Here is an 11,242-nt window from a genome sequence, read left to right on the forward strand (position 1 = left end):
ATAATTATTTGTCAAAAAATTATGCTTCGACACAAGTTCTCTATTTAAATAAAGAATTTTCTCTGATTTTTTTTCAAAATGAGAATTGCTGGTAAGCGATAGGCCCTAAGACCCCAAGACTCTCAACCCAAATGACTGAGGTCTGTAGAAGTCCCTGAATGTTCAACTGTTTAGCGACAATTATTAGAGTGAGAATTAGGCAACTTAGGAGTAGCAGTTTAAGTTTGGAAGTTAATAAACGCTTCTTCATTTTTATAAATTTGACCTTCTGAGGCTCGACGTTGACCTTCTGAGGCTCAATGTTGACCTTCTGAGGCTCAATGTTGACCTTCTGAGGCTCGACGTTGACCTTCTGAGGCTCAATGTTGACCTTCTGAGGCTCAATGTTGACCTTCTGAGGCTCAATGTTGACCTTTTGAGGCTCAAGTTTAAAACCTACACCTCCAATCCAATGCCACTAAGATATACTACCTACATGAGAAACAGTTTAATTCCCTTAAATTTTTCTCGGCGATACCAGCTACGAATTCGCTCAGGTGAAACGCCGAGTAAATAAGCAATAATTACTAATTGATTAAGTAACGTAGTTTTGAATATTCCCTTTTGTAACCATCTACGCGCTGAAGTAAGAACTGGTGTAGGGATAATTACAATGCGTCCGATGCGTTTTAACCGACAGATGAGTTCAAAATCTTCCATGATAGGCAATTCAGGAAAACCACCAATTTGCTGAAATGATTCCTTGGTTAAAAAAATTGCTTGGTCGCCGTAGGGCATTTGGCAAAAATGCGATCGCCACTTTACACCCAACTCCACCCACCTTAAACTCAAAAGTGGGGCATCAATTCGCAAATTAAATGCACCAGCCACAGTCCCAGGCTGTTGTAGCGCGGTGCAAATCATCTCATCAAATCCAGTCGGTAAACGGGTATCTGCATGGAGAAATAACAGAATCTCACCGCCAGCCGCTACAGCACCCGCGTTCATTTGCACAGCCCGACCGGGAGATGATGAGATAACTTTGACACCTAATGACTGAGCGATCGCTACAGTATCATCTTGAGAACCACCATCTACTAAAATGACTTCTATATTTAGACGGCTTTGAGTAGTAGCAATTGTTTCTTTAATATTCCTCGCTTCATTAATAGCCGCAATGATAATAGAAATTTTGGCAGCATCAATATTCTGACTCATGATTGCTGAGTTCTCTTTTCCAGTTGGTTAGGAAATAAACACTCTACCCTTATTTGTGGCTTCAATGTAAATAATCGTGCCATCTTCTAACTGGATAGTTGTGAGTTGAGTTCTCAGATAAATCTTAGATGAAACAAGTACTTAAATATATAAGGTAAAAATATTATTAATTGGATTATCGTCCAGATAGTTGGACTATCTTATTTATACACGAAAAAGCGCTTGAGAGTTTTGCTCACTCAAACGCTTCCTCGTAAAAGCTTATACCAACTCACTCGTTTGATGCAACATTGGAAATCTGCAACACTCCCTGAATAGGGAGCATTGCGGGGATAACTTGTGACAAACATCTGGTGAAATGGTATCACTCCTTGCACTAACTAAGAATATCTCTTTTACGAGAAAATAAGGGATCTGGTGAGTGACAGTTTATGAACTGAACACTAGTTAAAAACGACTCACCATGAATAGTAACTAATAAAACTAAGCACAAATGTAGCAAGTTTCTAAGTATAGTATAAAAACTGATAGTTGATTAGCTATTATCTAACACTGGGTACGATTTCAAAATGTACAGCAATTAGTAGCATAGATATCTGAAATTTGGTGGCAAATGAAGCGTAAATTATCAGTCAAAAATCATCATTCAGTAAGCTACAAATGGCTTGGATATTGATATAAAAGCGATTTAGACTGAAATAAATCATCACCTCCCCAATAGATAGAGGTATTCCTTGGAGAATCGCAATTCAATAATCAATCCTCCACGAAAGCAGATTGAAAAGTTTGGGTTTGGTATCTTTTATATCTTCGCAAACGGCGACATCCAACTCTTCCGCATAGTGTAGGCGGTTACTTCCTTCGTTGAAGCAAAACATCGCTTTTTCACTGACGATTCCCGCTAGTCTCCAATCGACACTCACCTACAACCAAGGTCTTAACCTGGTGTCTAAGTGTATGGTAAGATTGCCTAGAACAGAGGTTTTATCTAAGTTGGAGTCTCGTATAAATTGCAAAGGTCAAGCTGACCGATGATTAACTCCCACGATACTTTTCCTATGGATTTGGAAAATATACAACAAGACTGATGGTCATCTGAGTGTAATTTGTAGGTAAATATCTAGAATTCGCTACCAGAATAAACCAACTTCCCACAATTTTGACTTTTATTTGACTTTTAGGATAGACACATGAACGATAAGCTGATGCTAATGATTCCAGGCCCAACCCCGGTGCCAGAAGCTGCCTTACTGGCATTAGCCAAGCATCCGATTGGACACCGTACCAGTGAATTTAGCAATATATTGGCAGAGGTGACAGAAAACCTCAAGTGGCTACACCAAACTCAAAGTGATGTGCTGACATTAAATGTCAGTGGTACGGGTGCTGTTGAAGCCGGAATAATTAATTTTCTTTCTCCAGGCGATCGCATTTTAGTTGGCTCTAATGGTAAATTTGGCGAACGTTGGGTAGAAGTTGGCCAAGCCTACGGTTTGAATGTAGAAGAAGTTAAGGTGGAATGGGGAAAACCATTAGACCCCTCAGTATTTGCCGAAAAACTCCAAGCAGATACCCAAAAGCAAATTAAAGCTGTAATTATTACTCACAGCGAAACCTCGACGGGTGTGTTGAATGACTTAGAAGCTATCAACCGCCATGTCAAAGAACACGGTGAAGCTTTAATTATCGTTGATGCCGTCACTAGCTTGGGTGCATTCAATCTCCCCGTGGATGCTTGGGGTTTGGATATAGTCGCCTCCGGTTCCCAAAAAGGTTATATGATTCCGCCGGGATTGGGTTTTGTCTCTGTCAGTCCCAAAGCTTGGGAAGCTTACAAAACTGCGAAGCTACCGAAATATTATTTGGATTTAGGTAAATATCGCAAAGCCACAGCCAAAAATACAACTCCATTTACTCCCCCAGTGAACTTAATCGTAGCGCTGCACACCACGTTACGAATCATGAAAGAGGAAGGCTTGGAGTCAATATTTGCTCGACACGAACGGCTAAAAAACGCTACCCGCGCCGCCATTCAAGGGTTGAATTTACCCCTGTTCGCGGCAGATAGTTCTGCTAGTCCAGCAATTACAGCTGTAGCACCACAGGGAATTGAATCTGATAAGATTCGGTCATTGATGAAAAAACGCTTTGATATTGCCCTAGCCGGTGGTCAAGACCATTTGAGTAATAAGATTTTCCGTATTGGTCACTTGGGCTTTGTGAGCGATCGCGATATCCTTAGCTGTATAGCATCCTTAGAAGTTACCCTAACAGAACTTGGCTACGAAGATTTTACCCCTGGTTCTGGTATAGCAGCAGCAGTTAAAGTGTTTAGTCAGTCCTAATTAATCCGAACTAAATAGAAAGAGCGAGTTAATAATTTAACTTGCTCTTTTTATTTGTATATAAATGAGTATAAACCGTCAGAGTTAATAAACTTATATATCAATCTTTGTATAGATTAGAGTTGATGTGACATGCTTTACTTTTCCTAAATCATACCAAGTTGCCCTAGATAGTATTAAGGCTTGAGATTCCAATAATAACCGTTTGCTAGAGATTTTTAATGCAAAATCAAAAATCTAAAATCCAAAATTGGCATCATCTATGCCGTCTCCAGCCAATCATAAATTTGTTCTAACTGCTCTAGAGTAATCAAACCATACTGCCAAAGAATCATTGCCAAAGGGCCTGGGTCTTGCTCCCGATGGCGTAGCGCAACCGCCAGCGATGCCGTGGAAATTGCCAAATCTTCTTGCAAAAAATTAATCAATCGAGAATATTTTGATGGTGACATTTCGATCTCACCTCCTTGTACCGAATGTATTGTCATATATGAGTTCACCATTGCTTGGTAGCTAGTAGCCAGTATTTTATCTGTCACTTTGCCGTTATCGGCTATACACCCCAGCACAGTTTTTTCAATTTGCCTTTAAGACAGGCTTATTATTGAGAGTCTGAAAAATAGAACTTTTCGTACAAATCATCTGCTCAATTCTCAAGCAGCATTTTTACTTAATTAAATTGGCTCCATCTTGTTTGCTTTTGTGCTTTATTTAATGACACATGTAGTAATAAAGATTCCATAGCCTGTACTCTCTTATTGGCGACTATTTACACTTACGCCCAAGGGAATATTTTTGCAACCAAACTTTAAGACTGCGATTTCAGCTTGGAGACAGTAGAATTCTACATCATTACCACAGTTTTTAAATAGTAGCGTTACAGATGACTTTTTTACTACAACACGTGACATTTTTTACAAAAAAAACACATACTTCGGTAGTATAGGCTCTGAACAGAGCAATCATCCAAATCTTTATCCCCGCAATACAATGCGGCTAAGTCTCAATACTGAATTTTGACAGTATCGCCCACTTTCAACTTCAATTCGGCAGCTCTTCCAGAGCGAAGTTCAATTACCTTATCGATTGGTGTGTTGGGACTATAAGTAGGACAAGGCTCACTTGCACAAGGAGGTGCAGCAGCCTGAATATATTTAACTACACCGTCCCGTAAAAATACCATATCCAAGGCTACAGGTACATTCTTCATCCAGAAACTAATTGATTGTGGAGAAGAGAACCCAAACAGCATCCCTCGGTTATCTGGTAAAGCTGGTCGATACATCAACCCCATCTGTTGCTGTTGTGGTGTCTTCGCCACTTCTAGCTGAATAATTGTTCCATTAGGAACAATGGCTTTAGCAGAAATTGGTAGTTTTTGGCCTAAACTCTCTGGTGCTGGAGTTTGAGAACCAGGCGTAGGGGTTGGAGGTTTAGCTGTTGTTGGTATAGAACAACCCATCAACAAAACACTCAGCAACATCGAGAGTAAACCTAGCCAACGAGTCATAATTCTTTTTGGTTTTGTGATTTAGATTTCAATTTTACAGAATTTAAGCTATAAAACCTACGGCTTTTATTTGTCCCGTAATACAGAGCCTTTTTTAGCCTCAATTAACCAGGACTTACGCAAATGATAGTCAAAACCCTTATTATTAGGTAGGGGCAATTAATGAATTGACCCTACTGCCTGTAGTTTTACGTAAGTTCTATAACTAGACAATGCACTTGAGCAAATTGTCAAAAGGAGGCAAACTTCTGTACTAGGATTCTCTTAAAACGTAACCTACGCCGCGCACTGTCTGAATAAGGCGCTTTTGACCTTCATCTTCAATTTTGAGGCGCAAGTAGCGGATGTACACTTCAATGACATTCGACTCACCCAGAAAGTCATAACCCCAAACATTTTCTAAAATTTGTTCGCGAGTTAACACCTCACGGGGATGTTCCATTAAGAATTTTAATAGTTCAAATTCCTTCATTGTCAAGTCAATTGCCCTTCCTCCGTGGATAGCACGGCGAGTTGCGATGTCTAAAATTAGCTCCCCAAAGCGCAATTGCTCCGTGGTATCCACATCAGGTTTTAAGTAGAGGCGAATTAACTTTAAAAAGTCTTCTGAGCGGTAAGGCTTGAGGATGTAATCATCCGCTCCTGCTTCTAGACAAGCTACACGATCGTCAACGGTATCTCTTGCCATTAAAACCAACACAGGCGATCGCATACCAGTGCTTCTCAGATTTTTGCACAATGAGAGTCCTGATTCTCCTGCTAGCATCCGGTCTAAAACAATTAAAGCAGGTTGGCGATCGCGACAGTATTGCAAACCACTGGTAGCATCATGAGCCAAAATTGATTCATAGCCAGCTTCTTGCAAATCGCAAGAAAGCTGATTTGCTAGGCTCTCATCGGTTTCAATCACCAAAACACAGGGACTTAGAGCAACTGTCATAACAATTTGGGATATTGGATTTGGGATTGTAAAGATATTCCAGAGAAAATCTTTACATCAGTTATAAAGTGCAATTACGAGTTTTTAGTGATGGATCAACCCTGATTTGACACGCTGTTAAGGATGTTTTAGCACGTTCAGGTGTCAGCCATCGAATTCTTCGATGCAATCTTAATAACTCACTCCAAATACCTATCCGTACACCAGTAATTCTGGCAGGAAATTAGCAAACGGGGAATGGGGAAATAATTTTCTGTTTGCTCAGTTGTCTCTTTAACAATGCCCAATGCCCAATGCCCCATTCCCCATTCCCAATAACTACTGGCGTGGCAAGCCTAAAGTTGTGCATTAGCGACAAAGCAAAAAATATTGATTTATCTCAATTTTCTCTAAAATCTATTGCAACATTTTAGGCTTGCCGCGCCACTACTGGCGTGGCAAGCCTAAAGTTGTGCATTAGCGACAAAGCAAAAAATATTGATTTATCTCAATTTTCTCTAAAATCTATTGCAACATTTTAGGCTTGCCGCGCCACTACGGCAATTCTACCGAAGTTGGTTTGGCAATATGTGGCAAACCCCAACCTAATTTTTCTCGCAAAATTCGGAAAAACTCAGGGGGTTGCAGGCGAATAAATCGGACAGTATATTGCGATCGCTCCATATATACTCTATCTTCTGGGAAGACATAGCACCCTCCATTACCATCTACCACCATCACCAGGCGAGGAATGTTAACTGGATAAATGTTGACCGATTCAGTATCTGGAAATACTAATGCTCTAGAAGCTAGGGAATGGGGACAAATGGGTACTAGCTGTAAAACAGGTACGCCAGGAGTCACCACTGGGCCACCAGCACTCAATGAGTAAGCTGTAGAACCAGTAGGTGTAGAAACAATCACACCATCCGCCGCAATATCTACTGGTGCATGACGACCTATGGCAATTTCAAAATGGCACATAGAGGTCAAAGGTTCTCGGTGCAGAACCATTTCATTCAAGCACAGGGCTTCCCACAGCACTGCATCTCCCCGAAATACTTTGACGGTGAGCATGGCTCGTTCTTCAATTTCATACTTACCTGTCATTGCCTGTTCTAGTGCTTGGGGCAATTGATTCAGGAAAGTTTCTGTCAAAAATCCCATGTGACCAGTATTCACTGTTAATAGTGGAATACCACAGGGGGCTACCTGACGAGACGCTGCTAAAACAGTGCCGTCTCCCCCTAACACCACTGCAAACTCCATATCTGAGTCAAAACCAGGGGGCGTTAGACCATCAATGGGGGTGTGGCATACAGGACTATCTGGATTAGAGTAGCCCAATATTCCACCGATACTGGATGTGATACACACATCCCAACCAGCTGCGGTTAGCTTGTCTTTCAACTCGATAGCGACACGACCCGCTATCGGCTTAACGTCATTGTAGATAATGCCTGCTTTCGGCACACTCAAATATCCAAGTTTAGGCGATGCTTTGTATTATGTAATCCTTACACATTTTTGGTCATGTAGTCATTAGTCTAGAGTCAAATATCCAGAATGTAGAGTTTCATGACTAATGTCTGTTTTGTAATTACTATTGACTATTGGCTTTTGAAGACTGTTTAAAAGGAGTTTTTTTTGGTTTCTGCTTTTTATTTTTATTTTTCTGGTAGTCTACCTCTTTGAGCTTCTTCATAATCCGACTGAAATACTCTTGGAGATAGCTTTCTAGAGTTGTGGTTTGTTGCGGATCTAAGCCAAACACTGTATATACTTCATCCATTGAAGCATTTAGCTGTTTTCCACTAGCCAATACTTCTGTAAACGCTAGTCTGTCGGCTACGTTCCATCCCCACTGAAAAGACCGCATTAAGCCCCGCACGGCACGCAATAAGTTTATTGGCATCCGCGTTACCCTGGCATCTTTTCCAGATAAGCGTTCGCACAGGTTGATAATTTCTTCTGCACTCCATGCACGAGTCCCAACTACAGGAAAAGCTTGGTTTTCCGTTTCAGGCACAGTCAATGCGCGGATTGCAAACTTAGCAATGTCTTGAGTATCCATATAGGCAATGGGAGAAGAATTACCTGTAACCCAAACTGGCTGTGCTTCCAAAATTGGAATCCCATACTGACCGATTAACCCTTGCATAAAACCAGCTAGCCGCAAGATGGTATAATTCAAGCCTGATTCAGCTAAGAATAATTCTGTACATCGCTTAATTTCCATTAGCGGTACTTCTGGATATTTATCGGCATCCAAAATTGAAAAGAAGATAAAACGCTCTACACCTGCTGCTTTTGCTGCTTGAATTAATGCTACTTTGCCCTCCCAGTCTACTTGTTTGATACTCAGTGAATCTGTAGGGCGAGATGTTGAGGCATCAATAACTTGGGTTACACCTTTTAATGCATCCGCGAGGGTATCGGGGTAACGTAAATTTCCTGGTACGAGTTCCGCACCCCATTCTTTGAGAAAAGCTGCTTTTTTGCTACTCCGCACGAGGCAGCGTACTTTATATCCCTCATCGATTGCACGACGAGCCACTTGTCTTCCTAAGGTGCCAGTGGCACCGACGATTAATAATGTCATGAGGTTTGTAATAAATTTTAATGTTTTATGAAAAGAATGTTATCAGAATAACCTATGCAAACAAAAGTTTACATCTTTTCTCAGAAAATCGTTTTTTATAGAAAAATTCATGGGAAAATAGCTGTCCGTTTACCGAACGAGCTTTTTTCCCAGTTAGCGAAAAGTATGAATGCCGACTTGGGGCGAACAGAACTTTTCAATCAAAAAGGGAGTCGGAAATGGGGAGAATCAAGAACTCCTAACTTCTAACTCAGCACTCAATTACTCTTCTGTGCCTTGAATTTTCAGTAACAAAGCACCTAAGCCCCAGCCCACGAAGATTAAACCGAAGGACAATAGAGCTGCATCCAAAATTTCGCCGCCCATTGGTGTGATTCTCCTTATGCAAATTAGTGTGTGTAAACTAGGTCTAGCAGAAGCTTTTCAAGAGTTGCTGTAGGATTAGACCTGTGTAAATAATTTTAAACTAGTTTAGCAAGTAATCCCTACCAGGTTGGGGGGCAATCCCTACTGTAGAGCGGAGAATGAAGGGGATAGGGAAAATTTTGATGATAATAATTATGAATAAATTTTATGTATCAAAATAATCAAGGTGATTTAGTGAATTTTAGCAAAAAGAATCGCCCACGTTTGGCGCTGACGCTGGGAGATCCGGCTGGGATTGGGCCGGAGGTGATTTTGAAAGCTTTAGCAGAACCGGAAATTAGTAAAAAATACGACGTGACAGTGGTGGGTAACTGGGATTTGCTGACACAGACTTATCACAAATTGAATTTAACTGAGAATTTAGCACCTCTGGCAAATCCAGATGAGTTGTCAGTGATTGATATGCAGTTGGGTGGGGAAATTCAAGGAATTATCCCAGGAACAGGTAATGCGGCTAGTGGTGCGGCTAGTTTTGCCTATATGGAATATGCGATCGCACAAACACTCGCTGGTAAATTTGATGGGATAGTCACAGGGCCGATCGCTAAATCTGCTTGGAAAGCCGCAGGGTATAATTATCCAGGGCAAACGGAACTTTTGGCAGAGAAGTCAGGTGTTGAGCGTTTTGGGATGTTATTTGTAGCGCGATCGCCCCATACTGGCTGGACACTCCGCACTTTACTTGCTACCACACATATACCTCTACGTCAAGTAGCGGATACATTGACACCGCAGTTGTTGACACAAAAATTGGATTTGCTGGTGGAGTGTTTGGAGAAAGATTTTGGGATAGAAAATGGGAGAATTGCGATCGCAGGTTTGAATCCCCACAGTGGCGAACAGGGACAACTTGGACGTGAAGAACAAGATTGGTTAATTCCTTGGTTAGAGCAAGAGCGACAAAACCGACCACAATTACAACTAGATGGGCCGATACCACCAGATACGATGTGGGTTAAACCTGGTCAGGCTTGGTATGGCAATTCTGTAGTAAAAAATCCTACTGATGCTTATTTGGCACTTTATCACGACCAAGGTTTAATTCCTGTGAAGCTGATGGCGTTCGATCGGGCAGTTAATACTTCTATAGGTCTTCCTTTCGTTAGGACTTCACCCGATCATGGAACAGCATTTGATATCGCGGGTAAAGGAATTGCTGATGCTACGAGTATGAAAGCAGCGATACATTTAGCGGCTGAGTTGGTTAGTCAAAAGTTGGCTAAGAAAAATTATTAATGATTATGTCTATAAATATAAATTATCACCAAGTACTAATTAAAAGTCTCTAAGACGCACTACAGTATTTTACTCATAATCTCAACTGTTTCCCAGTGTTAAGACTCCCGCCGGAAAATCCACCACTAAACGTCGATTTTTCAGCCACTGACGACCGAGTAAAAGTTCCGAAACTCCATCACCTGCATAAACAGGGATATTAAACTCTTGTCCATCTATTCGCACTTTTCCAGCGTAGATATCAAACTTTGCTTCCCCCTTTGCTAGTTGCATATTTCGTTCACCTAAATACACCCAATCAAATTCCTCTAAATCCTGCTTGTCAATGGCTAGCCAGCCTGAAAATCCTGTATCTAGCATGGCATCCACAGGTAATTCTAAACCATCGGCAGTAATCAACTCTATTTCAAAGAATAGCTGTTCCTCATCACCAAAGCTGCCTTGAATCATATTGTGCCAGCTATTCCTGTTTCATTAATCCGAAATATGAACACCGGAGCGTTCGGGTGCTGCTGACGAGACTTATGTATAGCAGCTAATTCGTCTTTATCAGTGAAATAGTCTCCACTCTCAGGTTCAACAGCTACATACCAGTTGTGGTGACTTTTGATTAACTCTGGCTGAACTTGGTCAAAAATAACTTTAGAGCGTTGGTAAAATGCCTCTTGTTCAGCTTTCCATTGAGCTTTTTTTTCTTCTGTCCACTGAATATCAGGGAATATTCTTCCCCGGCGAACTGTGCGAATAGGCTTTGGATTAGTCATTGTTGTTTTTACCAATCTACTTTGAGATTTTATAACTTTATCATCGAAGCTATTTACTAGCTTCAAGTAAAGGCAATTTATAAATACCAGTCATCTGTTTTTCAGGCGACTGGTATTTATTTTTTATGCTTGTTGGGTTAGAGAAAGAATCAGCAATTCTCATTTTGAAAAAAAATCAGAGAAAATTCTTTATTTAAATAGAGAACTTGTGTCGAAGCATAATTTTTTGACAAATAATTATCA

Annotated in this window: 11 protein-coding genes and 1 pseudogene; 2 read left to right on the top strand and 10 right to left on the bottom strand. The window is 40.9% G+C overall.

The annotated features are described in order from the left end of the window. Positions 1 to 91: 91 nt before the first annotated feature. Positions 92 to 250: pseudogene (locus V7K55_RS07475) on the bottom strand (TVP38/TMEM64 family protein); the annotation flags it as partial. Between the two features lie 221 nt (positions 251 to 471). Next, complete coding sequence (locus tag V7K55_RS07480; protein ID WP_334829735.1) at positions 472 to 1,197, bottom strand: TIGR04283 family arsenosugar biosynthesis glycosyltransferase; 726 nt, start codon at positions 1,195 to 1,197, stop codon at positions 472 to 474. 1,190 nt (positions 1,198 to 2,387) lie between these two features. Here V7K55_RS07480 and V7K55_RS07485 point away from each other — a divergent pair. Continuing rightward, entirely contained in the window at positions 2,388 to 3,542 is a 1,155-nt protein-coding gene (locus V7K55_RS07485; RefSeq protein WP_094330903.1) for a pyridoxal-phosphate-dependent aminotransferase family protein, read from the top strand. Between the two features lie 260 nt (positions 3,543 to 3,802). On the opposite strand, the gene V7K55_RS07490 is transcribed toward V7K55_RS07485, so the two are convergent. The 6 genes from V7K55_RS07490 to petM all read right to left on the bottom strand — a co-directional run bounded on the left by V7K55_RS07490 (position 3,803) and on the right by petM (position 8,939). Further along, positions 3,803 to 4,030, bottom strand: a complete 228-nt coding sequence (locus tag V7K55_RS07490; protein ID WP_334829759.1) for a DUF2949 domain-containing protein — start codon at positions 4,028 to 4,030, stop codon at positions 3,803 to 3,805. A gap of 515 nt (positions 4,031 to 4,545) precedes the next feature. Then, a complete protein-coding gene (locus tag V7K55_RS07495; protein WP_334829737.1) occupies positions 4,546 to 5,052 on the bottom strand; it encodes a DUF192 domain-containing protein in 507 nt (168 codons plus the stop codon). A 253-nt stretch (positions 5,053 to 5,305) separates the two neighbouring features. After that, complete coding sequence (nblR, locus tag V7K55_RS07500; protein WP_334829739.1) at positions 5,306 to 5,992, bottom strand: response regulator transcription factor NblR; 687 nt, start codon at positions 5,990 to 5,992, stop codon at positions 5,306 to 5,308. A gap of 534 nt (positions 5,993 to 6,526) precedes the next feature. After that, a complete protein-coding gene (locus tag V7K55_RS07505; protein ID WP_094330900.1) occupies positions 6,527 to 7,444 on the bottom strand; it encodes an NAD(+) kinase in 918 nt (305 codons plus the stop codon). 130 nt (positions 7,445 to 7,574) lie between these two features. Further along, complete coding sequence (locus V7K55_RS07510; RefSeq protein WP_334829742.1) at positions 7,575 to 8,573, bottom strand: SDR family oxidoreductase; 999 nt, start codon at positions 8,571 to 8,573, stop codon at positions 7,575 to 7,577. 261 nt (positions 8,574 to 8,834) lie between these two features. Beyond that, positions 8,835 to 8,939, bottom strand: a complete 105-nt coding sequence (gene petM, locus V7K55_RS07515) for a cytochrome b6-f complex subunit PetM (RefSeq protein ID WP_273768155.1) — start codon at positions 8,937 to 8,939, stop codon at positions 8,835 to 8,837. A gap of 207 nt (positions 8,940 to 9,146) precedes the next feature. Between petM and pdxA the strand changes: the two genes are divergently transcribed. Further along, entirely contained in the window at positions 9,147 to 10,235 is a 1,089-nt protein-coding gene (pdxA, locus tag V7K55_RS07520; RefSeq protein WP_334829745.1) for a 4-hydroxythreonine-4-phosphate dehydrogenase PdxA, read from the top strand. An 81-nt stretch (positions 10,236 to 10,316) separates the two neighbouring features. Here the strand turns inward: pdxA and V7K55_RS07525 are convergent, their stop codons facing one another. Next, a complete protein-coding gene (locus tag V7K55_RS07525; protein ID WP_229469177.1) occupies positions 10,317 to 10,685 on the bottom strand; it encodes an aspartyl protease in 369 nt (122 codons plus the stop codon). Next, entirely contained in the window at positions 10,682 to 10,999 is a 318-nt protein-coding gene (locus tag V7K55_RS07530; RefSeq protein WP_334829757.1) for a hypothetical protein, read from the bottom strand. Before V7K55_RS07530 ends, V7K55_RS07525 begins: the two co-directional genes overlap by 4 nt. Positions 11,000 to 11,242 lie beyond the last annotated feature (243 nt).

Source organism: Nostoc sp. (assembly GCF_036919895.1).
Classification (GTDB): domain Bacteria; phylum Cyanobacteriota; class Cyanobacteriia; order Cyanobacteriales; family Nostocaceae; genus Nostoc.

Excerpts from the sequence above, each read along its gene's own strand:
- V7K55_RS07480 (WP_334829735.1), bottom strand. The coding sequence starts at position 1,197 with ATGAGTCAGAATATTGATGCTGCCAAAATTTCTATTATCATTGCGGCT.
- V7K55_RS07485 (WP_094330903.1), top strand. The coding sequence starts at position 2,388 with ATGAACGATAAGCTGATGCTAATGATTCCAGGCCCAACCCCGGTGCCA.
- V7K55_RS07490 (WP_334829759.1), bottom strand. The coding sequence starts at position 4,030 with ATGACAATACATTCGGTACAAGGAGGTGAGATCGAAATGTCACCATCA.
- V7K55_RS07495 (WP_334829737.1), bottom strand. The coding sequence starts at position 5,052 with ATGACTCGTTGGCTAGGTTTACTCTCGATGTTGCTGAGTGTTTTGTTG.
- nblR (WP_334829739.1), bottom strand. The coding sequence starts at position 5,992 with ATGACAGTTGCTCTAAGTCCCTGTGTTTTGGTGATTGAAACCGATGAG.
- V7K55_RS07510 (WP_334829742.1), bottom strand. The coding sequence starts at position 8,573 with ATGACATTATTAATCGTCGGTGCCACTGGCACCTTAGGAAGACAAGTG.
- petM (WP_273768155.1), bottom strand. The coding sequence starts at position 8,939 with ATGGGCGGCGAAATTTTGGATGCAGCTCTATTGTCCTTCGGTTTAATC.
- pdxA (WP_334829745.1), top strand. The coding sequence starts at position 9,147 with ATGTATCAAAATAATCAAGGTGATTTAGTGAATTTTAGCAAAAAGAAT.
- V7K55_RS07525 (WP_229469177.1), bottom strand. The coding sequence starts at position 10,685 with ATGATTCAAGGCAGCTTTGGTGATGAGGAACAGCTATTCTTTGAAATA.
- V7K55_RS07530 (WP_334829757.1), bottom strand. The coding sequence starts at position 10,999 with ATGACTAATCCAAAGCCTATTCGCACAGTTCGCCGGGGAAGAATATTC.